Source organism: Arthrobacter sp. TJ-238, from assembly GCF_058269215.1.
The window spans coordinates 553,247-577,892 of record NZ_JBZCNH010000003.1; the positions used below are offsets into that span (position 1 = coordinate 553,247).

Annotated in this window: 21 protein-coding genes; 6 read left to right on the forward strand and 15 right to left on the reverse strand. The window is 71.1% G+C overall.

Going from position 1 to position 24,646, the window contains the following annotated elements:
• Window positions 1-26 precede the first annotated feature (26 nt).
• The 4 genes from scpB to AC4D2O_RS08755 form a co-directional block, all read right to left on the reverse strand.
• Window positions 27-677, reverse strand: coding sequence for an SMC-Scp complex subunit ScpB (gene scpB / locus AC4D2O_RS08740; RefSeq protein ID WP_490906452.1), 651 nt, complete (start codon window positions 675-677; stop codon window positions 27-29).
• The gene (locus AC4D2O_RS08745; protein ID WP_490906453.1) at window positions 670-1,509 is read right to left on the reverse strand and encodes a segregation and condensation protein A; all 840 of its coding nucleotides are present in this window, start codon (window positions 1,507-1,509) and stop codon (window positions 670-672) included. Before AC4D2O_RS08745 ends, scpB begins: the two co-directional genes overlap by 8 nt.
• A 35-nt stretch (window positions 1,510-1,544) precedes the next feature.
• Window positions 1,545-2,432, reverse strand: a complete 888-nt coding sequence (locus AC4D2O_RS08750) for a ParA family protein (protein WP_490906454.1) — start codon at window positions 2,430-2,432, stop codon at window positions 1,545-1,547.
• A gap of 307 nt (window positions 2,433-2,739) precedes the next feature.
• A complete protein-coding gene (locus AC4D2O_RS08755) occupies window positions 2,740-4,143 on the reverse strand; it encodes a cation:dicarboxylate symporter family transporter (RefSeq protein ID WP_490906455.1) in 1,404 nt (467 codons plus the stop codon).
• A 222-nt stretch (window positions 4,144-4,365) separates the two neighbouring features.
• On the opposite strand from AC4D2O_RS08755, the gene AC4D2O_RS08760 reads away from it, so the two are divergent.
• Both AC4D2O_RS08760 and AC4D2O_RS08765 read left to right on the forward strand, forming a co-directional pair.
• A complete protein-coding gene (locus tag AC4D2O_RS08760) occupies window positions 4,366-6,087 on the forward strand; it encodes a sensor histidine kinase (RefSeq protein ID WP_490906456.1) in 1,722 nt (573 codons plus the stop codon).
• On the forward strand, window positions 6,084-6,803 hold the full coding sequence (locus tag AC4D2O_RS08765) for a response regulator (protein ID WP_490906457.1): 720 nt from the start codon (window positions 6,084-6,086) through the stop codon (window positions 6,801-6,803). Before AC4D2O_RS08760 ends, AC4D2O_RS08765 begins: the two co-directional genes overlap by 4 nt.
• Here AC4D2O_RS08765 and AC4D2O_RS08770 read toward each other — a convergent pair.
• The gene (locus AC4D2O_RS08770) at window positions 6,800-8,755 is read right to left on the reverse strand and encodes an AMP-binding protein (RefSeq protein ID WP_490906458.1); all 1,956 of its coding nucleotides are present in this window, start codon (window positions 8,753-8,755) and stop codon (window positions 6,800-6,802) included. The genes AC4D2O_RS08765 and AC4D2O_RS08770 overlap by 4 nt on opposite strands.
• Before the next feature lie 180 nt (window positions 8,756-8,935).
• On the opposite strand from AC4D2O_RS08770, the gene AC4D2O_RS08775 reads away from it, so the two are divergent.
• The 4 genes from AC4D2O_RS08775 to AC4D2O_RS08790 are packed head-to-tail and all read left to right on the forward strand — an operon-like array spanning window position 8,936 to window position 13,245.
• Complete coding sequence (locus AC4D2O_RS08775; RefSeq protein WP_490906459.1) at window positions 8,936-9,625, forward strand: GntR family transcriptional regulator; 690 nt, start codon at window positions 8,936-8,938, stop codon at window positions 9,623-9,625.
• Window positions 9,618-11,138: an MmgE/PrpD family protein gene (locus AC4D2O_RS08780; RefSeq protein WP_490906461.1), complete on the forward strand. Its 1,521-nt coding sequence runs from the start codon at window positions 9,618-9,620 to the stop codon at window positions 11,136-11,138. The genes AC4D2O_RS08775 and AC4D2O_RS08780 overlap by 8 nt, the downstream gene beginning before the upstream one ends.
• Before the next feature lie 8 nt (window positions 11,139-11,146).
• Window positions 11,147-12,109 (forward strand): methylisocitrate lyase, encoded by a 963-nt coding sequence (gene prpB, locus AC4D2O_RS08785; protein ID WP_490906463.1) that lies wholly within the window; start codon window positions 11,147-11,149, stop codon window positions 12,107-12,109.
• Complete coding sequence (locus AC4D2O_RS08790; RefSeq protein ID WP_490906465.1) at window positions 12,106-13,245, forward strand: bifunctional 2-methylcitrate synthase/citrate synthase; 1,140 nt, start codon at window positions 12,106-12,108, stop codon at window positions 13,243-13,245. Before prpB ends, AC4D2O_RS08790 begins: the two co-directional genes overlap by 4 nt.
• 22 nt (window positions 13,246-13,267) lie before the next feature.
• Here the strand turns inward: AC4D2O_RS08790 and AC4D2O_RS08795 are convergent, their stop codons facing one another.
• From AC4D2O_RS08795 to AC4D2O_RS08840, 10 genes are read right to left on the reverse strand one after another with little or no spacing between them, the layout of a single operon-like run.
• The gene (locus tag AC4D2O_RS08795) at window positions 13,268-13,849 is read right to left on the reverse strand and encodes an 8-oxo-dGTP diphosphatase (RefSeq protein WP_490906467.1); all 582 of its coding nucleotides are present in this window, start codon (window positions 13,847-13,849) and stop codon (window positions 13,268-13,270) included.
• Window positions 13,842-14,798, reverse strand: coding sequence for a site-specific tyrosine recombinase XerD (gene xerD, locus AC4D2O_RS08800; RefSeq protein WP_490906468.1), 957 nt, complete (start codon window positions 14,796-14,798; stop codon window positions 13,842-13,844). The genes AC4D2O_RS08795 and xerD overlap by 8 nt, the downstream gene beginning before the upstream one ends.
• A 5-nt stretch (window positions 14,799-14,803) precedes the next feature.
• The gene (locus tag AC4D2O_RS08805) at window positions 14,804-15,490 is read right to left on the reverse strand and encodes an NUDIX domain-containing protein (RefSeq protein WP_490906470.1); all 687 of its coding nucleotides are present in this window, start codon (window positions 15,488-15,490) and stop codon (window positions 14,804-14,806) included.
• Window positions 15,491-15,492: 2 nt separating this feature from the next.
• A complete protein-coding gene (gene pyrG, locus AC4D2O_RS08810; protein WP_490906471.1) occupies window positions 15,493-17,193 on the reverse strand; it encodes a CTP synthase in 1,701 nt (566 codons plus the stop codon).
• Window positions 17,190-18,917, reverse strand: a complete 1,728-nt coding sequence (recN, locus tag AC4D2O_RS08815) for a DNA repair protein RecN (protein WP_490906473.1) — start codon at window positions 18,915-18,917, stop codon at window positions 17,190-17,192. The genes pyrG and recN overlap by 4 nt, the downstream gene beginning before the upstream one ends.
• The gene (locus AC4D2O_RS08820) at window positions 18,914-19,840 is read right to left on the reverse strand and encodes an NAD kinase (RefSeq protein WP_490906474.1); all 927 of its coding nucleotides are present in this window, start codon (window positions 19,838-19,840) and stop codon (window positions 18,914-18,916) included. Before AC4D2O_RS08820 ends, recN begins: the two co-directional genes overlap by 4 nt.
• Complete coding sequence (locus tag AC4D2O_RS08825) at window positions 19,833-20,684, reverse strand: TlyA family RNA methyltransferase (protein ID WP_490906476.1); 852 nt, start codon at window positions 20,682-20,684, stop codon at window positions 19,833-19,835. Before AC4D2O_RS08825 ends, AC4D2O_RS08820 begins: the two co-directional genes overlap by 8 nt.
• Entirely contained in the window at window positions 20,671-20,871 is a 201-nt protein-coding gene (locus AC4D2O_RS08830; RefSeq protein WP_490906477.1) for a hypothetical protein, read from the reverse strand. Before AC4D2O_RS08830 ends, AC4D2O_RS08825 begins: the two co-directional genes overlap by 14 nt.
• 49 nt (window positions 20,872-20,920) lie before the next feature.
• Window positions 20,921-21,952: an HAD-IIA family hydrolase gene (locus tag AC4D2O_RS08835; protein ID WP_490906478.1), complete on the reverse strand. Its 1,032-nt coding sequence runs from the start codon at window positions 21,950-21,952 to the stop codon at window positions 20,921-20,923.
• Complete coding sequence (locus AC4D2O_RS08840) at window positions 21,945-23,498, reverse strand: hypothetical protein (protein WP_490906479.1); 1,554 nt, start codon at window positions 23,496-23,498, stop codon at window positions 21,945-21,947. The genes AC4D2O_RS08835 and AC4D2O_RS08840 overlap by 8 nt, the downstream gene beginning before the upstream one ends.
• Window positions 23,499-24,646: the final 1,148 nt, after the last annotated feature.

Consider the following 24,646-nt stretch of genomic DNA (forward strand, 5'->3'; position numbering starts at 1 on the left):
AGAGAAGTCCTTCGTGTAGGTCGTGCTCAGTACGTCGTTTCGTCATACTCCCCGAGGCTTTCGAGGCCTGGCAGGTGGGGAGCGATCCGGGGCAGTTCGTCGACGCTGCCCAATCCCAATCTTTCCAGAAACAGGGAGCTGGTCCCATACAGCACCGCTCCGGTCTCCGGATCGGTCTCCATCTCGACAACGAGGCCGCGCTGGAGCAGGGTACGGACCACGGAGTCGACGGTGACGCCCCGGATGGCGGAGACCCGGGCACGGGACACGGGCTGGCGGTACGCGATGACCGTCAGCGTCTCGAGTGCTGCCTGCGAGAGTCGGGCGGACTGACCGTCCAGCACGAACTCGGCGACGACGGAGGCGAAGTGCTTCCGCGAGTAGATGCGCCACCCGCCGGCGATGTCCCGCAGTTCGAAACCGCGCGGGGACGCAGGTTCAGCGCTCCGGACGCCTGAATCAGTATAGCCGTCGTACTCGCGCTGCAGTCCCACGAGGACGGCGTGCACCTCTTCCACGGGCCGGTCGAGGGCCGCCGCCAGCTGGGTGTCGGTCACGGGCCGGTCGGTGACCATGAGGATCGCCTCGACGGCGCCCCGGAGTCCTCCCGGCAGCGCCTCGAGGGAATCGTCCGGCGACCGGTCCCCTGTCGGCTCCTCGACGGCGGGTTCATCCATGGTGTGCTCCTTCGCTGTGCACGAGGTCGGTGGCGCCCTCGACGTCGTCCGGCAGGTCGACGGTCCACGGCCCGTCGCCGGCGCTCCAGCTGACCAGCAGGTCGGACAGCGGCTCGGGCTGATCGAAGGAGACGGCGCCGTCCCGGAACAGCTCCAGCAGGGCCAGGAACCGCACCACGAGCACCATCCGCGATCCGGCGTCCTCGGTGAGCTCTCGGAAGGACAGCGGGCCCCTGGTCCGGAGCAGGTCCTGCACCACCAGCGCCTGGTCCCCGACACTGACGGGCGGCGCGTGCAGGTGCCCGATCGCCACCTGCGCCGGCTGCTCCTGGCGTGGTGCGAGCACCTTCGCCGCGAGTTCGGCGAGGTCCTGGGGCGAATGCTTCCAGACGAGCTCGGGCAGCAGTCGCGTGAAGTTCGGCTCCAGCGGCACGTCACGCGCGTAGCGTGCGTCCTCCTCCTCGAGGCGCGCCGCGAGCTGCCGCGCCATCTCCTTGAACGCCCGGTACTGCAGGAGCCGCGCGAACAGGAGGTCCCGGGCCTCGAGGAGGGCGATGTCCTCCTCGTCCTCCACGGCACCGGCCGGCAGGAGCCGTGCGGCCTTCAGGTCCAGGAGTGTCGCGGCGACGACGAGGAACTCACTGGCCTCGTCGAGCCGCCATTCCCCTTCCGCGGCCTGGATCCGGCGGATGTGGGCGATGAACTCGTCCGTCACCTGCGCCAGGGCGATCTCCGTGATGTCGAGTTCGCGCCGGGAGATGAGGTTCAGCAGCAGGTCGAAGGGTCCGCTGAAGTTCGTCAGCTGCACCTCGAAGACCGTCCGGGCCTCCACCTACGGGTACCGCTCGGCCCCGGAGGGAGCGGGCACTAGGGCGCTCCGCCCCTGCTGATGAGCTCCCTCGCGAGGCTGCGGTAGGCGTCCGCGCCGGAGTGGTTCGCGGCGTAGGACGTGATGGGCTCGGCGGCCACCGTCGCGTCCGCGAACTTGATGGTGCGCTTGATCACGGTCTCGAAGACCTTGTCGCCGAAGGCCTCCACGAGGCGTGCGATCACCTCGCGGCTGTGCAGGGTCCGCGCGTCGTACATGGTCGCGAGCACGCCGTCGATCTGGAGGCGTGGGTTCAGGCGGTCCTGGACCTTCTCGATCGTCTCGACGAGCAGCGCAACCGCGCGGAGGGCGAAGAACTCGCAGATGAGCGGGATGATGACGCCGTGCGCCGCCGTGAGGGCGTTCACGGTGAGGAGGCCGAGGGAGGGCTGGCAGTCGATGAGGATGACGTCGTAGTCGTCCGAGACCTTCCGCAGCGCGCGGTCGAGGACCTGCTCGCGCGCCACCTCGTTGACCAGCTGCACCTCGGCGGCGGACAGGTCGATGTTGGCCGGCAGCAGGTCGATGTTCTCGATCGCGGTGTGCCGGATGGCGTCCTGGATGGACACCTTGCGGTCCATCAGCACGTTGTAGACCGTCACGTCGAGCTCGTGGGGGTTGGTGCCGAGGCCCGCGGAGAGCGCGCCCTGCGGGTCGAAGTCCACCAGCAGCACCTTGCGGCCGGCCTCGGCGAGCGCGGCACCGAGGTTGATGGTCGATGTCGTCTTGCCGACACCGCCCTTCTGGTTGACCATCGCGATGACCCGCGCGGGGCCGTGCGATTCGAGGATCCTGGGTTCAGGGAACTCCGTCAGAGGGCGGCCGGTAGGACCGAATCCCGCGTCCACTGCGCTGGGCAGAGTTGTGGAACCCTGTTCACTACTCACGAATGTCTCCACGCTTCCATCAGATTCGGTGCGGCCCGTCGAGAATCGGCGTCGAGCGGCTTTTCTTCTAGTCAACGGTACAACGCCCGCGCCGACGGTCGCGAAGGCGGATGCCCGACGGCCGTCGAGCCTTGAACCTCCACCTGAGGTAGAACGTTCCCTGATCGGTGGTGATCGGTGGTGATCGGTGGTGATCGGTGGTGATCGGCGCGGTGGGCCGGACGCCGCCGTCCTGCCCGACGACGACGGCGGCGGCCGGATGGGATCCGGTCGCCGCCGTCGCAGGGCACTTGCGGGGGTCTGCGCCTCAGCGGGCGCTGGTCCCGCGCACCGCGGCCTCGGTCGTCGCCTCGGCGCCGGCCTCGACGTCGTCGTTCTCGAAGCGGTGGTCCGTGGTCATCGTGGCCTCGTCGAAGGGAAGGCGCCCCTCGAGGACCTCGTCCACGCGGGCCCGGTCGATCTCCTTGGTCCAGGTGCCGATGAGCACCGTGGCCACGGCGTTCCCGGTGAAGTTCGTCAGTGCACGTGCCTCGGACATGAAGCGGTCGATACCGACGATCAGGCCGACACCGTCGACCAGGTCGGGTCGGTGGGACTGCAGGCCTCCCGCGAGGGTCGCGAGGCCGGCGCCGGTGACGCCCGCCGCGCCCTTGGAGGCGATGATCATGAAGACCAGCAGGGAGATCTGCTCACCGAGGGCCAGCGGTGTGCCCATCGCCTCGGCCACGAACAGGGCGGCCATGGTCAGGTAGATCGCGGTGCCGTCGAGGTTGAAGGAGTAGCCCGTGGGGACGGTCACGCCGACGACGGGCTTGGAGACACCGACGTGTTCCATCTTCGCGATCAGGCGGGGCAGCGCCGCCTCGGAGGAGGAGGTGCTGAAGATCAGCAGGTACTCCCGGCCCAGGTACTTCATCAGCTTGAAGATGTTGACGCCGGTCACGATCTTCAGGAGCCCGCCGAGGATGACCACGATGAAGAGGGCACAGGTGATGTAGAACGCGATCATGAGGGTCGCCATGCTGACGATCGCCTGCACGCCGGTCTCCCCGACGACGGCTGCGATGGCACCGAAGGCACCGATGGGGGCGAGCCACATGATCATGATGAGGATGCGGAACACGAGCGCCTGGATGTGTCCGATGCCGCGGAGGATCGGCGTGCCCGCGGAGCCCATCTTCTGGAGCGCGAAGCCGACGAGCAGCGCCACGAAGAGGGTCTGCAGGATGCTGGGGCCCGTCAGCGCGGACAGCAGCGTGGTCGGGATGATGCTCAGAAGGAAGCCGACGGTGCCCTCGGGTGCGCCCTCGGCTGTGGCAGGGAGTTCGTACGTCGACGACGAGATGTCCAGGCCTTCACCCGGGTTGATGAGGTTGCCGACCACGAGGCCGATGGCGAGCGCGAAGGTCGACATGAGCATGAAGTAGCCGAGTGCGAGGCCGCCCACCTTGCCGACCGTCGCCGCCTTCGCGATGGACCCCACGCCGAGCACGATGGTGCAGAAGATGATCGGGGCGATCATCATCTTGATGAGCGCGATGAACCCGGTCCCGAGCGGCTTCAGCGCCTTGGCGAACTCGGGAGCGGTGAGGCCGAGGATCGCGCCGAGGACGACGGCGGCGATGACCGCGATGTAGAGGAAGTGGGTCTTGTCGACCTTCTTGCGGGGTTGCGCGGGCCCTGTGTCGGGGCGCGACGATGCGATGGCCATGGTGTCTCCCTTGGTGTCCGCTGCCCGGGGGCGCCGGCCGCGAAGGTCGTTCTTCGTCGGGGGGTCTCACCAGGGAGCGTAGTGTTGTTCGGTTGGCTCCATCATGACAGCGCGAGTGACCGGCATCACGATTGAGTTCATACTGGTCGTGGTCGGCGCGCCCAGCAGGATGCGCCGGGCGCCGCCCGGGTGGAGAGACGTCGGAAGGAGCAGGATCGCCGCGTGAGTCGATGGAGTCTCGCCCGACAGTTCTTCCTGGCCCAGCTCCTGTTCGTCCTGGTCCTCTCGGCGTCCCTGTCCGTGATCCTCTCCGCGGATGCCGCCCGCGGCGTGAACGACGCCGCGGGCGAGCGCATGCTCGCCGTGTCCACCGCCATCGCGTTGGACCCGGGCGTCCTGGAGGCGGTGGAGGGGCCCGATCCCTCCACGACCCTGCAGCCCTACGCCGTCGAGGTGATGGACCGCCTGGGTGTGGACTTCATCACCATCATGGGCACGGACCGCACGCGGTTCACGCACCGCAACCCCGAGCAGATCGGCGGGCGGTACATCGGCTCGGTCTCCGAAGCCCTGGCCGGACGGACGCACACCGAGACGTACGCGGGGACCCTCGGGCCGTCGATCCGCTCGATCGTGCCGGTGGTCGACGGCGACGGGACGGTCCGCGCGATGGTCGCCTCGGGCATCACCGTGGACCGGGCCGCCATCGCCCGCAACGCGCAGCTCCCCCTCGTCGCCCTCGTCGCGCTCGGCGCCCTGGCGCTCGGCGCCCTCGCCTCGTTCCTGCTGAGCCGGCGCCTCCGGACGGCCACGCTGGGCATGGGGCCGGCGGAACTGTCGCGCACCTTCGTGTTCTACGACGCCGTCCTCCACTCCGTCCGGGAGGGACTGCTGCTGACGGACGCCGCCGGGCGCCTCGTGCTCTACAACGACCAGGCCGCCCGCCTCCTCGGACTGGACGGCACGCAGGAGCCGGTCCCGGCGTCGGGCCTCGCCGTGCCACCGTCGCTGCGCGAGCTCCTCGTGTCGGGCCGTCGGGCCCATGACGAGGTGCACCTCACGGCCACCCGGGTGCTGGTGGTCGATCAGGAACCTGCCGTCCGTCCCGCCCCCGTGCGTCGGGGGGCACACGAGCTGCCGGCGCTCGGCACCGTGACGACCCTGCGTGACCACACCGACATCGAGGCGCTCACGGGCCAGGTCCAGACGATGCGCACGCTCACCGACGCGCTGCGCTCGCAGACCCACGAGCACGCCAACCGTCTGCACACCATCGTGTCGCTGGTGGAGCTCGGCCGGAGCGCGGACGCCCTGGATTTCGCCACGAGGGACCTGCAGCAGTCCCAGCGCCTGACGGACGAGGTGGTCCAGGCCGTCGACGAGCCGTTCATCTCGGCCCTGCTGGTGGGCAAGGCGGCGCAGGCCAACGAGCGCGGGATCGAGCTGATCACCGACATCGCCCCGGATGCCCGGGCCGGTGCGCTCAACCCGGTGGACCTCGTCACGATCATCGGCAACCTCCTCGACAATGCGTTCGACGAGGCCGTCTCCTCCGGGGAACCCCGGGTGGTGCTCACCGTGCGGCGGACGGGCGGCGCCGGGCCCGGCCTGGAGATCGTCGTGGAGGACAGCGGCAACGGGCTGCCGGACTCCGAGAAGGCCAGGGTGTTCGCGTTCGGCTACAGCACGAAGGCCCCGGGCACGGCGGGGGGCGCGGGCCGCGGTATCGGGCTCGCCCTCGTCCGGCAGGCCGTCGAGCGTTTCGGCGGGTCGATCGAGGTGACGGACGCCGACGACGGCGGTGCACGGTTCTCGGTGCGCCTCCCCCTGCCCGGGGGCGCTGGAAGCCCCGGCACCTCCGACGCCGCCGCGGGCCGCTCCACGGGGAGCCCCGGCAGCGATCCGGCCGTGCCGCAGGGCGCCGACGGCGGGGGCAGGGCGTGAGCGCCATCCGCGTCCTCGTCGTGGAGGACGACCCCGTGGCCGCGGACGCCCACGCGGAGTACGTGCGGAGGCTCGAGGGCTTCGAGCTCGCGGGGATCGCACGGAGCGGAGCCGAGCTCGCCGCCTTCCTGCGCCTCGCCGGGGACGGTCAGGGACGGGCGCCGGCCGTCGACCTCATGCTGCTGGACATGAACCTGCCGGACGCGCACGGCCTGGACATCGTGCGCCGCGTCCGCGGCCTCGGTCTGCCGCTGGACATCGTCGTCATCACCGCCGTGCGGGACCTGCAGGTGGTGCGCTCGGCCATCTCGTCCGGGATCGTGCAGTACCTCATCAAGCCCTTCACCTACGCGGCGTTCAGCGACAAGCTCGGCGCCTACCGGGAGTTCCGCCGGAACCTCGTGGAACAGGCCTCCACCACCACGCAGGCGGAGGTCGACTCCGCCTTCGCGTCCCTGCGCCCGGCCACCGCGGCCGTGCTGCCGAAGGGGCTCTCCACCGAGACGCTGCGCGCGGTGTCCCGGCTCCTCAAGGAGCTCTCCACGCCCACCTCGGCGGTCGAGGTGTCGGAGGCCCTGTCGGTGTCCAGGGTCACCGCACGCCGCTACCTCGAATACCTCGCGGACCAGCAATCGGTCCTGCGCACACCCCGGTACGGCACGCGGGGACGCCCGGAGTTCGAGTACAGCTGGGCGCGCAACGCGGCGGACCGCTAACCCGCGGCGTCGCCCCCGGCGGACGGGCGCAGCAGGGGCTCCAGGGCCTCGAGCACCGAGGGGTCCTCGATGGTGGACGGCACGGCGTACGCGTCGCCCGCCGCCATCTGGCGCATCGTCTTCCGGAGGATCTTGCCGGACCGCGTCTTCGGCAGCGCGTCGACGACGACGGCCGTCCGGAAGTCGGCCACGGGGCCGATGGTGCGGCGGACCATCGCCGCGAGCTCGGCCTCGAGCGCCACCGGGTCGACGGCGGTGCCCGCCTTCAGGACCACGTAGCCGCTGGCGCGCTGCCCCTTCACGGGATCCGGCAGGCCGAGGACGGCGCACTCGGCCACGGCCGGGTGCTGCGCGATCACCTGCTCGATCGCGCCGGTCGAGAGCCGGTGGCCGGCGACGTTGATGACGTCGTCCGTCCGGCCCATGACGAACAGGTAGCCGTCCTCGTCCAGGTAGCCGGAATCGCCGCTCGTGTAGAAGCCCTCGAAGTCCCCGAGGTACGCGGTCCGGTAGCGCTCGTCGCTGCCCCACAGCGTCGTCAGGGTGCCGGGCGGCAGCGGGAGGCGCAGGGCGATGCTCCCCTCGGTCCCGGCCGGTACCGGGGACCCGCCGGGGTCGAGGACGGCGACGTCGAACCCGGGCGAGGGCAGGGAGGGCGAGCCGGCCTTCAGCGGGACGCCGCCCAGCCCGCGCGGGTTCGCGCAGATGGGCCACCCGGTCTCCGTCTGCCACCAGTTGTCGACGACGGGCACGCCGAGGACGTCACCGATCCACGCCGAGGTGCCGGTATCGAGCCGTTCCCCGGCCGAGAAGAGCGTCCGGAGCGAGGACAGGTCGTGGGCCCGCACGGCCGCGCCGGTGGGGTCCGCCCGCCGCACGGCCCGGAGCGCGGTGGGCGCGGTGAACAGCACCTTGACGCGGTGCTGCTCGATCAGCCGCCCGAAGGCGCCGGCGTCGGGGGTCCCCACGGGCTTGCCCTCGAACAGGACGGTCGTGGCACCGGCCAGCAGCGGCCCGTAGACGATGTAGGAGTGGCCCACCACCCAGCCGACGTCGGACGCCGTCAGCATCGTGTCCCCCGGTCCCACGCCGAAGATCGCCCGCATGGACCAGGTCAGCGCGACGGCGTGCCCGCCGTTGTCGCGCACCACGCCCTTCGGGGAGCCGGTGGTGCCGGAGGTGTAGAGGATGTAGAGCGGGTCGGTCGCGGCCACCTCGACGGGTGGGACGGCCTCGGCCGTGGCCACGGCCTCGTCCCAGTCCAGCCAGCGTGTCCCGGTCTCCCGGTACCCGGCGACGCCGTGGCCGAACCCCTCGCGCGCCTTCACGACGACGGGCGTTGCTGCGCTGCCGGCGAGCGCGAGCGCTTCCTGCACGGCCGGGAGGTACTCGACGCGCCGGGCGGGTTCGATGCCGCCGTCCGCCGTCACGATCGCCGAGGGGCGGGCGTCCCTGATGCGCGCGGCCAGTTCGACGGCGGCGAAGCCACCGAAGACCACGGAGTGGATCGCGCCGATCCGGGCGCAGGCGAGCATGGCCACGGCGGCCTCGGGGATCATCGGCAGGTAGATGAGCACCCTGTCGCCCTTGCGGACGCCGAGTCCCGCGAGCACCCCCGCGAAGACGGCGACCTCGTCGCGGAGCTCGGCGTACGTGAGGGTGCGGGAGGTGCCGAGCATCGCGGAGTCGTACACGAGGGCCGCCTGACCGCCCCGACCGGCCTCGACGTGGCGGTCGAGGGCGTTGTAGCTCGTGTTGAGGGACGCGCCGGGGAACCACCGGTAGAGGGGGGCGTCCGAGCCGTCCACGGCGAGCTCGGGCGGGGTCGTCCAGTCGACGGCGCTCGCAGCGTCGAGCCAGAAGCGCTCCGGATCCGCGAGGCTGCCGGCGTGCAGCCGGCGGTAGTCCTGTCCGGGGAGCGCCCCGGGCCCGGCATCGTGTTCTGCGGCCATGATCGCCCTTCGTCGCGCGGAATCGTGAGGATCAGTATTCCCCATCCGCTCATGTATACATAGAGGGCGTCGCGCAGGGCGAAGATCCGCGTTTTCTTGTACGGGAGTCGTACTTTGCATACATTGGAGCCGGTACCGGCTCTCGGCTGGCCGGACCACGACGGGCGGAAGGGGACAGGGATGCGGGCCAGTGATCGCGCCTACGCGCTGCTCCGGGCCGACATCGTGGAGTGGCGCCTCTCGCCCGGCGATGTACTGGCGGAAGTGGAGCAGTCCGCACGGCTCGGCGTCTCACGCACGCCCCTGCGCGAGGCGCTCTCCCGGCTCGTCGCCGAAGGGCTCGCCGCACCGCATGCCGGCCGAGGCGTCGTCGTCTCCGCCATCTCCCTCGAAGCGGTCACCGAGGTGTTCGAGGTCCGCCTGCCGCTCGAATGCGCCGCCGTGCGCCTCGCGGCCGCACGCGGGGACAGCACCGTCTTCATCGCGCTCGCCGACGAGTTCGCCCGGGCCGGCCGGCTCATCGGGGACGGCGACGGCGACCGGGACGCCTACTACGCGCTCGTCGCCCGGCTCGACCAGTGCATCGACGACGCCGCCGGGAACCGGTACCTGTTGCAGGCGCAGAAGCCGATCCGCACACACCTCGCCCGCGCCCGTCGCCTCGCCCGGGACAACCCGGCGCGGCTCCTCGCCTCGGCCCGGGAGCACGAGCAGATCGCCCGGGCGCTGGCCTCAGGCAACGCCGATCTCGCCGAGGCGTCCATGCGGGTGCATCTCCACCACAGCCTGCAGCACCTGCTCTCCCCGACCGGGGACCCGATACCGCTGACCGAACCAGCCCTGCACCACCGAGAGGAACACCATGGTTGAACTCCATCCCGTCCGCGTCCACCGCAGCGAGGAGGACCTCCCCCGCACCGGGCAGCTTGCCTGGAAGATCGCCCAGGTCGCCGCCGACCCCGTGGAGGTGACGCCCGAGGTGACGGACATGGTCATCAACCGGATCATCGACAACGCCTCCGTGGCCATCGCGTCGCTGACGCGGGCACCCGTCGTCGCCGCCCGCGCGCAGGCGCTCAGCCACCCGGTGTCGGCGCACGGAGCGGGGGCCGCGGTGTTCGGCGTCGGCTCCCCCGTCTCGGCCGAGTGGGCGGCGTGGGCCAACGGTGTCGCCGTGCGCGAACTCGACTATCACGACACCTTCCTCGCCGCGGACTACTCGCACCCGGGCGACAACATCCCGCCCATCCTCGCGGCGGCCCAGCACACGGGTGCCTCGGGCAGGGACCTCGTCCGCGCGCTGGCCACCGGCTACGAGATCCAGGTGGACCTCGTGAAGGCCATCTGCCTCCACGAGCACAAGATCGACCACGTCGCGCACCTCGGCCCGTCCGCCGCGGCGGGCATCGGCACCCTCCTGGACCTCGACCCGGACGTCGTCTTCCATGCCGTCGGCCAGGCACTTCACACCACGACGGCGACCCGCCAGTCGCGCAAGGGCGAGATCTCCACGTGGAAGGCGCACGCGCCGGCCTTCGCCGGGAAGATGGCGGTCGAGGCCGTCGATCGTGCCATGCGCGGGCAGACCTCCCCCACGCCCATCTACGAGGGCGAGGACGGCGTGATCGCCTGGCTCCTCGACGGGCCGGACGCCGCCTACGAGGTGCCGCTCCCGGCGCAGGGCGAACCGAAGCGCGCCATCCTCGACACCTACACCAAGGAGCACTCCGCCGAGTACCAGGCCCAGGCCTGGATCGACCTCGCCCGCCGCCTGCACCGAGCGCACCCCGAGACGACGGACCCTGACAACGTCGCCTCCGTGGTCATCCACACCTCCCACCACACGCACTACGTCATCGGGTCCGGCGCCAACGACCCGCAGAAGTACGACCCCACGGCCTCACGGGAGACCCTGGACCACTCCATCCCGTACATCTTCACCGTGGCGCTCCAGGACGGCCGCTGGCACCACGAGGACTCCTATGCGCCCGACCGCGCCGTACGCCCGGACACCGTCGCGCTGTGGCACAAGGTGACCACGCTCGAGGACCCCGAGTGGACGCGCCGCTACCACTCCCTGGACATCGCGGAGAAGGCGTTCGGCGGCCGGGTGGAGATCACCCTCACGGACGGCACGGTGATCACCGACGAGATCGCCGTCGCCGACGCCCACCCCCTCGGCGCACGGCCGTTCGCCCGCGCGGACTACGTCGCCAAGCTGCGCATGCTCGCGGCGGGGATCGTCGAGGACGCCGAGCTCGAGCGCTTCCTCGCCGCAGTGGAGCAACTGCCCGACCTGCCTGCCGGATCCCTGGGGCAGTTGAACATCGTGGCCCGCCCGGGTCTCGTCGACGCGGCCGGCGCGCCGCAGGGACTGCTGTAGGAGGCGCCGTGCTGTACTCGAGCGTCACCCCCGAGCAGAAGCGCCGGGACCTCCGGGACGGGCTCGCCTCCGGGAGCCTGCAGCAGTTCCCCGGGGCCTTCAACCCGCTGTCCGCCCGCCTGATCGGCGACAAGGGCTTCGACGGCGTGTACATCTCCGGCGCCGTGATCGCCGCCGACCTCGGCCTGCCGGACATCGGACTGACCACCCTGACGGAGGTCGCGCACCGCGCCGGGCAGATCGCACGCATGACGGACCTGCCGTGCATCGTCGACGCCGACACGGGCTTCGGCGAACCCATGAACGTGGCCCGGAGCGTGCAGGAACTCGAGAACGCAGGCCTCGCCGGCTGCCACATCGAGGACCAGTTCAACCCGAAGCGGTGCGGCCACCTGGACGGGAAGAACGTCGTCGACCTGGAGACCGCCGTCAAGCGCATCCGCGCCGCCGCCGACGCCCGCCGCGACCCGAACTTCCTGATCATGGCCCGCACCGACATCCGCGGCACGGACACCCTCGAGGCCACGCAGGAACGCTCCCGCGCGCTCGTCGACGCCGGGGCGGACGCCATCTTCCCCGAGGCCATGCGCAGCCTCGACGAGTTCCGGGCCATCCGCGACGCCGTCGACGTGCCGATCCTCGCCAACATGACCGAGTTCGGCAAGAGCCCGCTGTTCACGGTCGACCAGCTGCAGGAGGTGGGCGTCACCCTGGTCATCTACCCGGTGACCCTGCTGCGCAGTGCGATGGGCGCCGCCGAGCGTACGCTGGACTCGATCAGGGCCCACGGCACGCAGGAAGGCGTCGTGGGCGACATGCAGACGCGCGGCCGGCTCTACGACCTGGTGGACTACGAGGGGTACAACCGCTTCGACTCCTCCGTGTTCAACTTCGAGGTGCCGGACGGCGTCCGGCCACGCGCATCCGCATCCGCATCCGACGCACCGAACGCAGAGAAGGAGCAGCCGTGACAGAACCGGAGATCCACAAAGGGCTCGCAGGGGTCGTGGTGGACACCACCGCCATCTCGAAGGTCAATCCGGACACCAATTCGCTGCTCTACCGGGGGTACCCGGTGCAGGAACTGGCCGGCCACCGCGACTTCGAGGAGATCGCCTACCTCCTGTGGAACGGCGAACTGCCCGACGCCGGCCAGCGCGCACGCTTCGACGCCTTCGAACGGTCGCACCGGGCCCTCCCGGACACGGTCGTCGCGGCCATCGACCTCCTGCCGCTGACCGCGCACCCCATGGACGTGGCACGCACCGCGGTGTCGGTGCTGGGAGCAAGCCATCCGCTGGCCGGCGACAACGCACCCGAGGCGAACCGGGAGAAGGCGGCGGCCCTCTTCGCGGTCTTCCCCGCCGTCGTCGCCTACGACCAGCGGCGCCGCCGCGGGCAGGCACGCGTCGAGCCGAGGGAGGACCTCGGCTACTCCGCCAACTTCCTGTGGATGACCTTCGGGGAGGAGGCGCCCGCGGAGGTGGTCCACGCGTTCGACGTGTCGATGGTCCTGTACGCGGAGCACTCCTTCAACGCCTCGACCTTCACGGCCCGCGTGATCACGTCGACCCTCTCCGACCTGCACTCCGCGGTGACCGGGGCGATCGGCGCCCTCAAGGGAGCGCTCCACGGCGGCGCGAACGAGGCCGTCATGCACACCTTCGAGGAGATCGGCATCCGGGAGGACGAGACCCGCGAGGAAGCCGCCGCCCGGGCGAAGGCCTGGATGGAGGACGCCCTCGCCGCGAAGAAGAAGGTCATGGGCTTCGGGCACCGCGTGTACAAGCACGGCGACTCGCGCGTCCCCACCATGAAGTCCGCACTCGACGCAATGATCGAGTACTTCGGGCGCGGGGAGATCCTCGGCCTCTACACCGGCCTCGAGACGGCGATGGACGAGGCCAAGGGCATCAAGCCCAACCTCGACTACCCCGCCGGACCCACCTACCACCTCATGGGCTTCGACACCGAGATGTTCACGCCGCTCTTCATCGCAGCGCGCATCACGGGCTGGACGGCGCACATCATGGAGCAGGCGGCGTCGAACTCGCTCATCCGGCCCCTCAGCCTCTACGACGGACCTGACGAGCGGCACGTGGGCTGAACCTCCCCCCACGCGGGACGGATCAGCGCACGACGGCGCGGGCCACTCCCTCGTTGTCCCTGTCCATCACGATGGCGGCATCGACGGTGCGCCCCTCGAGCAGGAGCGGCACCCAGTGCGGGGCGTCCTGCCACATGCCGTCCCAGGGGATCGCGTCGACGGGGTGCCAGCGGGGCTCGATCTCCTCGCTGGCCACCGGCGTCGCGGCGCCGGCCTCGGCCGTGAAGAGGAACGCCACCATGTTCCACGCCGGCCGGGCCGGGAAGGACCACGTGATCCGGCCGGCAGGGAGCACGTCCGCGGGCGGGAGGTCGATGCCGCTCTCCTCACGGACCTCCCGCACCGCGGCCTCCCGGGCGGACTCACCGCCGTCGATCTTGCCGCCGAGCGCCACCACGCGGCCGCTCCCGAAGCCCGTGCGCTTCAGGCCGAGGAGCACCTCCCGGGACGCGCCGTCCGCACGGGTGGCACCGGTCCTGAACAGCACGCACAGCACCACGCAGCGGTAGGCCACGCCGTCGACCGTCATCCACTCGCCGGGCCGCTCCTGTCCGGAAGGGGCTCCGACCCGCTGTTCCGGCGGCTGGTCCGCCGGCTCAGGCACGGGCCCGGGGGTGCGCCGCTGCATAGACTTCGCGCAGGGTGTCCGCTGTGACGAGCGTGTACACCTGGGTGGTGGTCACCGAGGCGTGCCCGAGGAGTTCCTGCACCACACGGACGTCCGCCCCGCCCTCGAGCAGGTGGGTGGCGAAGGAGTGCCGCAGCGTGTGGGGGGAGACGTCCCGCTTCACCTCGGCCCGCTCGGTGGCGGCCTTCAGGATGGTCCATGCGCTCTGGCGGCTCAGGCGACCGCCACGCGCGTTGAGGAAGAGGGCCGGGCTGCCCTTGCCCTTCGCCGCCAGACCCGGCCGGCCCTGGACGAGGTAGGCGTCGACGGCCCGGGCGGCGTACGAGCCCACCGGGACGAGACGCTCCTTCGAGCCCTTCCCGGTCAGCCGCACGACCGCCGGTCCGTCGAGCGCCCCGCTCACGGAGACGTCGTCGACGTCGAGGCCCACGGCCTCGCTGATGCGCGCGCCGGTGGAGTACAGGAACTCGAGCAGCGCGCGGTCGCGCTGCCCCGACGGCGTCGAGGTGTCGACGGCGTCGAGGATGCGCACCACGTCCGCGACCGGGATCGCCTTCGGGAGCCGCTGCCCGGTCATCGGCGGATGGACGTCCCGGGCGGGATCGCCCTCGGTGATCCCCTCGAGCGCCCAGAACCTGTGCAGGCCTCGGACGGCGACGACCGTGCGGGCCGCCGAGCGGGGGCTCAGCGGCGAGAGTCCATCCTCTCCGGAGACGACCGCCTGCGCGAAGGCGGAGACGTCGTGCCGGGTGATCGCGGGGACCACGCGGATCCCCCGCGCATCGAGGAACGCCTCGTAGCGGCGGAGGTCACGCCGGTAGGCCGAGAGGGTGTTGACGGACAGTCCGCGCTCCACGGACATGTGCTGCAGGTAGTCCCTGATGAGGGGCGACAGCGGCCCGTCGCCGTGCGCCGGCTCCGGCACGGACGTCAGCCTTCGAGCACGGCACCGTGCGGCCACGTCGCGTGCTGGCTCGGGTGCTCGGGCCAGGGCGTCGTGGCGGGCCGCAGGTCGGCGAACCCGTTCTCGCGCGCCACGCGGGCCGCGAGGATCGCGGCGGCCGCGGACGGGCTGTGGATGCGCCCCTCGAGCACCGCGTCGACGGCGGCGTCCAGGTCCACCCACCGCAGTTCGATCTCGGCCTCCTCGTGGGTGCGCGTGTGCCGGTCGGCTTCCGGGACGTCACCGATCCCCCGCGCCAGATACACGCGGAGGGCTTCGGAGGACGATCCCGGGGACAGGAACAGGTCGACGAGCACGTGCCACTGGCGCGCCGTGAGGTCCGCCTCCTCGGCGAGCTCGCGCGCGGCGGCGTCCACGAAGTCCTCGCCGTCCTCGTCGAGGAGCCCGGCGGGGATCTCCCAGAGCGCCATCCGCACCGGGTGGCGGTATTGGCGCAGCAGGAGGACCTGCCCGTCGTCGTCGAGCACCAGCACGGCGACCGCCCCGGGGTGCCGGATGAAGTCCCGCGTGATCGCCTCACCGGCGTCGGTCAGGCTGAACTGCTCACTGACCACGTCCCACACGCGCCCCTCATAGACCGTGGTGGCTCCGAGGAACCGGCGCGGGCTCTGTTCGTCGCTGAACGCGGCGTTTCCCGGCCCGGGCAGTCCCATGCTCAAACCTTCGCGCCGCGGCGCTCGAGCGCCGCCTTGACGAGGCCCGCGAACAGCGGGTGGGGGCGGGTGGGGCGTGAGCTCAGTTCGGGGTGGGCCTGCGTGGAGACGTAGTACGGGTGCACGTCCTTCGGCAGTTCGGCGAACTCCACGAGCTGGCCGTCCGTCGTCGTCCCGGAGAACACGAGGCCGGCCTCGGCGATCTGGTCGCGGAACTCGTTGTTCACCTCGTAGCGGTGGCGGTGCCGTTCGAACACGGTGGTTTTGCCGTAGGTACCCGCGATGACGGAGCCCTCCTGGAGCTTCGCCTCCCAGCGGCCCAGGCGCATGGTGCCGCCCATGTCGCCCTCGCCGGCGACGATGTGGAGCTGCTCCGCCATCGTCGCGATCACGGGGTACTTCGTGTCCGGCTCGAACTCGCTCGAGGATGCACCCTCGAGGCCCACGACGTTCCGGGCGTACTCGATGACCATGCACTGCAGTCCGAGGCACAGGCCCAGGGTGGGGACCCCGTTCTCACGGGCGTAGGTCAGCGCGCCGAGCTTGCCCTCGAGGCCCCGGATCCCGAAGCCGCCGGGGATGCAGATCGCGTCCACGCCGGCCAGGGCCTTCTTCGCGCCCTCCGGTGTCTGGCACTCGTCGGACGGCACCCACTTGATGGTGACCTTGGCCTTGTTCGCGAAGCCGCCCGCGCGGAGCGCCTCGGTCACGGAGAGGTAGGCGTCGGGGAGGTCGATGTACTTGCCTACGAGGGCCACCTCGACCTGGTGCTTCGGATTGTGGACCGCCTCGAGCAGCTTGTTCCACTTGCTCCAGTTGACGTCCTTGAACTTCAGGTCGAGCGCCTGGACGATGTACGCGTCGAGGCCCTGCGCGTGGAGCGTCTTCGGGATGTCGTAGATGCTCGGGGCGTCGGCCGCGTTGACCACGGCGTCGAGGTCCACGTCGCACATGCGGCCGATCTTCTCGCGCATCGCCGCGGGAACCTCGCGGTCGGAGCGGATCACGATGGCGTCGGGCTGGATGCCGATGGAGCGCAGCATGGCGACCGAGTGCTGGGTGGGCTTGGTCTTCAGTTCCTGGGACGGACCGATGTACGGCACGAGGGAGACGTGGAGGAAGAAGACGTTGTTCCGGCCGACGTCCTGGCGGACCTGGCGGGCGGACTCGAGGAACGGCTGCGACTCGATGTCGCCGACGGTGCCGCCGATCTCGGTGATGATGACGTCGGGGGCCTTCCTGCCCGGCGCGGCCTCGGCCGGCAGGCGCATACGGCGCTTGATCTCGTCCGTGATGTGCGGGATGACCTGCACGGTGTCGCCGAGGTACTCCCCGCGGCGCTCCTTGGCGATGACCGTCGAGTACACCTGGCCGGTCGTGACGTTCGCCGACCCGTCGAGGTTCTCGTCCAGGAACCGCTCGTAATGGCCGATGTCGAGGTCCGTCTCGGCGCCGTCGTCGGTCACGAAGACCTCGCCGTGCTGGAACGGGTTCATCGTGCCGGGATCCACGTTGAGGTAGGGATCGAGCTTCTGCATGGTCACGGAGAGGCCGCGCGCCCTCAGGAGGTGACCCAGGCTGGATGCCGTCAGTCCCTTGCCGAGAGAGGAGGCCACGCCGCCAGTCACGAAGATGTGCTTGGTCGTTGCGGATTTCAGGAACCGGGAGTTTATTTGCTGCGCCACGGAGTTCAAGGCTATCACCGACCGGTTGTGCGGGCGGCATCGGCGAGGAGTTCCTCGGCGTGGGCGCGTGCCGAGGCCGAGTCCTCCTGGCCGGCGAGCATGCGGGCGAGCTCGCGCACCCGCTCGTCATCGGGCAGGACCTCGACGTCGCTCGCCGTCACGCCTCCCCCGTCGCCGTCGCGGGAGACGTTCTTCGTGACGCGGATGTGACGTGCGGCGAAGGCGGCCACCTGGGGCAGGTGGGTCACCACGATGACCTGGACGTGTTCGGCCAGCATCGCGAGCCGGCGGCCGATCTCGACGGCGGCCTTGCCTCCGACCCCGGCGTCCACCTCGTCGAACACGAAGGTGGGCACGGGGTCGACGGCCGCGAGGACCACCTCGATGGCCAGCATCACGCGGGACAGCTCGCCGCCCGATGCCCCCTTGCCCAGCGCGCGCGGCGCGGAACCGGGGTGCGGCTGCAGGTTGAACGCGATGTCGTCGGCCCCGTGGACGGTCAGGGACTCGGACGGCGTCACCTCGATGAGGAGCTGTGCGTCGGGCATGGCCAGGGCCGTCAGCTCGTCGCTGACCTTCTCGGCGAGACTCTCCGCCGCCGCCCTCCTCAGCGACGACAGGGCTGCCGCGAGGTCGTGCACCTCGCTGTCGAGGCCCGTGATGACGTCGTCGAGCTCCTCCACCCGGGAGGAGTCGCCGCTCAGCTCGAGCAGGCGCTTGACGGCGTCCTCCTGCCAGGCGAGGACCTCGTCGATGGTCGGAGCGTACTTCCGGGTCAGCACGGACAGCGCGGCGCGTCGCGACTCGACCTCCTCGAGCCGGCCCGCGCCCTCGGAATCGAGCGCCGTCCCGTAGCCGGCCACTTCCGCGGAGATGTCCGCCAGGAGGTAACCGACCTCCGCGAGCCGCTCGGCGAGCTTCCCGAGGTCGGCGTCGTGCTCGGCGACCGCCTCGAGCTGGCGCTTCGCCTCGTCGACCAGCGACACCGCGTCGGCACTCGCTCCGATGTCCTCGGACACGAGCGCCTGATGGGCCACGAGCGCGGCTGTGCGGAGCTCCTCGAGATTCCCGAGGCGCATCGATTCCGCCTTCAGGGCCGCATCCTCCCCGGGCTGCGGGTCGAGGTCGCCGATCTCCGTCAGGGCCGCTTCCAGGCCCTCGGCCTCACGGAGCCGCTCACGCGCCTCGCTCCTCAGCCGATCGCGTTCGGCGACGGCGTCCCGCCACCGGCGGAACGCGTCCTCGTAGCCATGGAGGACCTCCTCGAGGGGCTTGCCGCCGAACTTGTCCAGGGCCTGCCGCTGGGCCGGCGCGCCCTTGAGCCGCAGCTGGTCGGACTGCCCATGGACGACGACGAGCTCGTCCCCCAGCTCCGCGAGGACGCCCACGGGGGCCGCCCGGCCGCCCACGTACGCGCGACTGCGGCCCTCGCTCGTCACGGTGCGGGCGAGGATCAGTTCGGCCACGCCGTCGTGCTCCTCCAGCTCGGCCCCGGCCTCGGCGGCCCTCAGGGCGGCCGGGCTGCCCGGCTCGAGCCGCAGCACGGCCTCGGCTGAGGCAGACTTCGCGTTCAGGCGGACGGCACCGGCATCGGACCGTGCTCCCCGCAGCAGGCCCAGCGCCGTGATGACCATGGTCTTGCCCGCGCCGGTCTCACCCGTCACGACGGTCAGGCCCGGCCCGAGGCTGAGGGTGGCGTCGGTGATGACGCCGAGGTCGCGGATCCGCATCTCCTCGATCATCGCTGGGGTCCGTCCTGGTGCTTCACGGGGCCGCGCCAGCCCTGGATGGGTAGTTCGAACTTGCGGACGAGCCGTTCCGAGAACGGTGTCTGACGTGTGCGGGCCAGCCGGACGGGGCGCTCCGAGCGCTGTACCTCGACACGGGCTCCGGGCGGCAGGTGGATGCTGCGGCGTCCGTCGCACCACATTACGCCGGCGGCATCGGTGCGGGTCAGGAGTTCGACCGCGAGTACCGATGTGGGCGCGACCACGAGCGGTTTCGCGAAGAGTGCGTGGGCGCTGATGGGCACCATGAGGAGCGCCTCGACCTCCGGCCAGACGATCGGCCCGCCGGCGGAGAAGGCGTACGCGGTGGAGCCGGTGGGCGTGGCAAGCACCACGCCGTCGCAGCCGAAGGAACTCACGGGGCGGCCGTCCACCTCCATGACCACCTCGATCATGCGCTCACGGTCCGCCTTCTCGACGGCCACCTCGTTGAGCGCCCAGCTCTGTCCGAGCATCGTGTCGCCGTGCCACACGACCACCTCGATGGTGGTCCGCTCCTCCACGGTGTAGCTGCGGTCCGCGACCCATCGCACCGTCTCCTCGAGATCGGCACGCTCGCTCTCGGCCAGGAAGCCCACGTGCCCCAGGTTGACGCCGAGGAGGGGTATGTCCGCATCCCGGACCATTTCGGCGGCCCGCAGGATGGTGCCGTCGCCGCCGAGGACCATGACGAGTTCCACGTCGCCGAAGTCCACGCCGTCGCCGAGCGCCTCGGCCGGGGCCACGAGGGCTCCGTATTCCCCCTGGAGGTCGGCGAGCTCCTCGGGCCGCATGACGGGCTGGAGCCCGAGGTCGTGGAGGCGTGTGCACGCTTCCTGCGCGGCGATCATCGCGTTCCTGCGGCCGGTGTGCGCAAGAACCAGGATTCGTCTACTCATCGAGCTCCGTCTGATCTGTGGGGCGGGCCGTGCCGGGCGGTGGGAAGAGCGCATGCAGTGCCTGGTCGGTCAACCGGTCCAGCTCCCCCTCGATCCTAGGCACCAATCCGTCGGCAGGCACCTTTATCCACACGAAGTACTCCACGTTGCCGTCCTGGCCGGGCAGACCGCTCTGAGCGACCCCGGCGACCAGCAGGCCGCTCGCAAGCGCGCTGCGCACGACGCCGGCGACGGCGCGCCGGCGGGATTCGGGCGAGGTCACGACGCCGAGGCGGTTGAGTCCGCTGCGGCCCACCTCGAACTGGGGCTTCACCATGAGGAGCAGCTCGCCGCCGGGAACGGTGGCGCCGGCCAGCGCGTCCACGACCAGGCGGAGGGAGATGAAGGACAGGTCGGCGACGGTGAGCTCCACCGGGCCGCCGATCGCCGACGGGTCGAGGTGGCGGACGTTCATGCCCTCGAAGACGTGCACGCGCGGGTCGTCGCGTAACTGCTGCACGAGTTGGCCGTGCCCGACGTCGACGGCGGCGACCTCGCGCGCCCCGCGTCGCAGGAGCACGTCGGTGAATCCGCCCGTCGAGGCACCGGCGTCGAGGCAGCGCCTGCCTGCCGGGTCCACTGCCGGGAAGGCGCGCAGTGCGCCGTCGAGCTTGGTGCCGGCACGGCTGACGTACTCCTCGCCCCGTTCCTCGACGAGCAGGGTGTCCGCCGGGAGGATCGGGGCCGAGGGTTTCAGGGCCACGACACCCTCACGCAGCACCCGTCCCGCCGCGATCAGCTGGGCGGCATGGGATCGCGACCGCGCGAGCCCGCGCGCCACAAGTTCCTGGTCAAGGCGAGCCATGGGCTCCCGTCCGTCGGAGTCTCTCCTCGGGGTTCAACTCCCCTCCCAGGCGCTCGAGCACGTCGAGGTACACCTCGGCATGCTCGGTCACGGCGAGATGCGCGAGCCGGTCGAGAGCCTGCAGGACCGCGTCGACGTGCGTGTCCCCCGTGATGGTTCCGCCCGGAGCCTCGATCCTGTCGTGCACCGTCACCGTCCTCTCGTGTCCCGTGTCGATCGTGTGTCCGTCCTCCAGCCTAGCCAGCGGTCCCGAAGCCCACCTCGGGAGGGGACTCCGGCGCCGTGTCGGGATGCGCGGCCCACCAGGCAGCGCAGGCTGCACGCCAGCTGTCGAGGTCGTCCTCGCGCCCGCTCACCGTCACCATGGAGCCCGTCACCCGGGCTGACGCCCCGCGGCAGGCGTAGGTCCCGTCCTCGACCGTGATCGCGGGGTACTCCTCGTACAGGTCCGCGAGGGACCCGATGAGGTAGACGGGTCGCTCGGCCACGTGCGCAGCGAGGGCGGTACGGACGGTGTCCACACCCGTGAGCACGAGGGCTGTCGCCATGCCGGCACGGTTGCCGCCGAGGATGTCGGTGTCGAGCCGGTCGCCGATCACGAGGGCGCGGTCGACGCCGGAGTGGCGGGCCGCGGTCTCGAACAGTACGGCGCCGGGCTTACCCGCGATCGAGGGCGACTTCCCGGTCGCAGCGGCCACGGCAGCCACGAGCGTGCCGTTCCCGGGAGCGATGCCCCGCTCCTGCGGGATGGACATGTCGGTGTTGGTGGCGACCCAGGTGGCCCCGGCGGCGACGGCGTAGGCGGCCTCCGCGAGGTCCTTCCAGCCGACCGAGGGGGCGAAGCCCTGGATGACGGCGTCCGGCCCGTCGTCCGCCGAGGCGACGACGGCGAGTCCCTGCGCCCGGACGGCATCGGCGAGGGTCTCGCTCCCCACGACGAGCACTGTCGAGCCTGCTGCCACCTGGCCGGCCAGCAGCTCGGCGCCGGCCTGCGCGGAGCCGAACACCTGGTCGGCCGTCGCCGGGGCACCGAGCTCGCGCAGGTGCGCCGCGACCTGCTCGGAGGACCGCGACGCGTTGTTCGTCACGTAGGCGAGGCTCTTGCCCTCGCCCGCGAGGCGCTCGAGGGCATCCCTCGCGCCGTCGATCGCATGCGGCCCCGCGTAGACCACGCCGTCGAGGTCGGCCAGGACGCCGTCGTAGCCGTCGATCAGGCGCCCGGCGGTACGCTCCGCGGTGGATTCCCCGGTCGTGGCGTGCTCAGTCATCGACGCCGTCGTCCTGGATCACCGCGGGTTTGGTGGCGCGCTTGCGCTTCGGCGCGGCCGTCTTGGCCTCGGGACCATCGTCGGATGCGGTCCCCGCTGCTGCGTCGCCTGTAGCCGTGTCCGGCTCCGTGACCGGCTCCGAGAACTGGACGGCGAGGGCCGGCTCCGGTCCTCGGGTGTGCTGCCCGGCGTCGGCGATCTCGGCGGTCCCGGAGTCGTCCATGCTGAAGAGCATCTCGGTCTGGAGTGCCTGGACCGGCGCCGCGGACTCGCCGACGGGAACGGCATCGACCGTCACCGTCGCATCATCCGTCGCATCGATATCGGCGGCGCCTGGCGCCTCGGACGAAGGAGCGGCCTCAGACGCGGTGCCGGAACCCTCCTCCGTCCGGTCGTCCTCCTGACCCATGTCGCCCTCCCGAGCCATGTCGCCCTCCTCGTCGGAGGACACAGCATCGGAGGGCATACCGTCGACCGGGATCGGCAGCTGCACGCCCGGTTGCACGCTGTCCGCCCCCGGCCCGACCTCGCCGTCGTGGCGGGTCACGGGATCGACGCCTTCCTCGTCCCCGACGGCAGGCTCGGGCTTCTCAGCGTCGGCGGCGTCGCGGCTGCCGTCGTCGATCCCGGCATCACCATCGTCGACTGCGCTGTCACCTGCAGTGTCGTCCTCGTCGACCGCATGTCCTTCTCCGGCGCTGACTCCGTCGCTTGCGTCCTCCGCGGCCTCGGTGGCGCCGGCCGAGGCCGGCGAGCCGAGGAGGTCGGCGACGCGCGGGACCGGCACAGGTGCTGGATCGTCGTCCTCGCCGAGATCGATGATGTCGGGTTCCAGCTCGTCATCGAGTCCGAGCGCGCGCTCGGCCACACCAGCCTGGCGCCGCCACTTATCGGACTCGCCGGAGCGCCCGACGGCGTCGAGCGCATCGGCGTAGGCACGGAAGAGCCGCGGACTGAAGGAGAACGCCCTCTGGAGGTCCAGCTGCTGGATTTCCAGGGCCGAGACGGCCGCGTCGAGCTGACCCAGATCCGTCCGCGCACCGGAGACGACCATCGCGAGCTCGGCCTTGCCTGCGGCGTCCAGCGACGCCGCTTCCTCGCTGCGCGCAAGGTCCAGCGCCCTGTCAGGGCGCCCGAGCCCCCGCTCGCAGTCGGCCATGACCGGCAGGTGCACATTCGAGCCGCTGATGCGTCGGAAGGTCCTGAATTCGCGGAGAGCTTCGCCGTAGTGCCCTGCAGCGTACGCGGTCACGCCCACGGCCTCACGCACGGCGGCGAGACGGCCGCCACGACGGCTTGCAGCCAGCGCATGCTGGAACGCCAGCTCGGGGTCGTCGTCGACGAGCCGTCCGGCCATGACGAGGTGCTTGGCCACCCACAGAGCGCTGCGTTCCTCGAGATTGCGCACTTGGGCGCGCGTGACTCGATCCAGCTCGTCGCCCTTGACGTCCTCGTCGATCTCAGGTGACCGCTCACGGTCAGGGCGATTGGCGCTGCGGAGATCGCGCGCGTTGTGCGGACGGGGCGCTGATGAGGCCTCGTCCATTCGCGGTCCTCGGCGATCGTCCGCGCGGGGCCCTGCGCCGCGACCGTCCCCGCGATCCCCGGGACGGCGGTAGGAGTCGGAGCCTCCGCCCGCGCGACGGTCGCTGCCGGCGCGCCCGTCGGAGGAGTTGCGGGACTTCCAGGGCTTCTCTGCACCGCCTGTCGTGCGATCCGCAGGTGCTCCACCGCGACCCGGGTACCGTGAGTGCTTGTCCGCCGCAGACCCTGCCGCTGACCCTCCACGGGACGCAGAACCTCGCAGCTGTGCGCCCCTACCTCCGTCGGATCCTCCCTGAGCGCGATCCGACGTCCGCGCCACGCGATCCGTGTCGCGCCTCGGGCGGTCCTCGCGCTGGCCATAGGTGCCGCCGCGTTCCTGATTTGCCCGCGGACCGCGGTCGTACGCAGGCCTGTCGTCGCGCCCGTACGCCGCCCTGTCGCGGCTCGTGCCCTGGGCATCACGTTCGGACGGACTGCCGGTGCGACCCGCACCCTCAGCCCCGGACCGGCCTTTCCAGGCAGGCCGTCCGCCCGAAGGCCGACCACTGCTGCCGGAGCCTCGCATACCGCCTTCCGGACGCGCGGCCCGACGATCGTCGCGAGGAGCGCCGCGCTCGGCCCTGTCCTGGCCGGAGGAGGACCGTGAGCCGGAGCGGCGGTCCTGGTCCGCACCATCCGTGGAGGAAGGCGTGCGGTGACCGCCCGACTTCGACCCCCAGGAATGACGGCCTGCCCGGCCCGACCCGCCCTGGTCTCCGCGGTCCGCACGTCCCGGCCGGCGGGACTCCCCGTCTCGTCCAGCGGTGTGCTCCTGCTCAGCCATGGCAGCGCGGTCCTCTCGTCAGGTGCCGGCGAAGAAGCGCCGGCGGGTCTCTATTTTGCTGTGGGTCCTACCCATCTATGGAACCACGAAGCCCGGACCGGACCTTCATCCATACCGGTGGTTGCCGAAGATGTGATGCATAGCTCGACTCCCCTCGGTCTTCCGGCCGTGGTGTGGCGTGGCGTGTGGTGTTGGGTGGGGGTGTTGGGTGGGGGTGTTGGGTGGGGGTGTTGGGGGGTTAAAGGGGTCGAGGCCCCACCGGTGGTGGGGCCTCGAGCCGTAATGGTTGTCCGGCGGTGTCCTACTCTCCCACACTCTCTCGGGTG

Coding starts and splice junctions, on each gene's coding strand:
- scpB (WP_490906452.1), bottom strand. CDS start 677: ATGGATGAACCCGCCGTCGAGGAGCCGACAGGGGACCGGTCGCCGGAC.
- AC4D2O_RS08755 (WP_490906455.1), bottom strand. CDS start 4,143: ATGGCCATCGCATCGTCGCGCCCCGACACAGGGCCCGCGCAACCCCGC.
- AC4D2O_RS08770 (WP_490906458.1), bottom strand. CDS start 8,755: ATGGCCGCAGAACACGATGCCGGGCCCGGGGCGCTCCCCGGACAGGAC.
- AC4D2O_RS08775 (WP_490906459.1), top strand. CDS start 8,936: ATGCGGGCCAGTGATCGCGCCTACGCGCTGCTCCGGGCCGACATCGTG.
- AC4D2O_RS08780 (WP_490906461.1), top strand. CDS start 9,618: ATGGTTGAACTCCATCCCGTCCGCGTCCACCGCAGCGAGGAGGACCTC.
- AC4D2O_RS08805 (WP_490906470.1), bottom strand. CDS start 15,490: ATGGGACTGCCCGGGCCGGGAAACGCCGCGTTCAGCGACGAACAGAGC.
- recN (WP_490906473.1), bottom strand. CDS start 18,917: ATGATCGAGGAGATGCGGATCCGCGACCTCGGCGTCATCACCGACGCC.
- AC4D2O_RS08820 (WP_490906474.1), bottom strand. CDS start 19,840: ATGAGTAGACGAATCCTGGTTCTTGCGCACACCGGCCGCAGGAACGCG.
- AC4D2O_RS08825 (WP_490906476.1), bottom strand. CDS start 20,684: ATGGCTCGCCTTGACCAGGAACTTGTGGCGCGCGGGCTCGCGCGGTCG.
- AC4D2O_RS08835 (WP_490906478.1), bottom strand. CDS start 21,952: ATGACTGAGCACGCCACGACCGGGGAATCCACCGCGGAGCGTACCGCC.
- AC4D2O_RS08840 (WP_490906479.1), bottom strand. CDS start 23,498: ATGGACGAGGCCTCATCAGCGCCCCGTCCGCACAACGCGCGCGATCTC.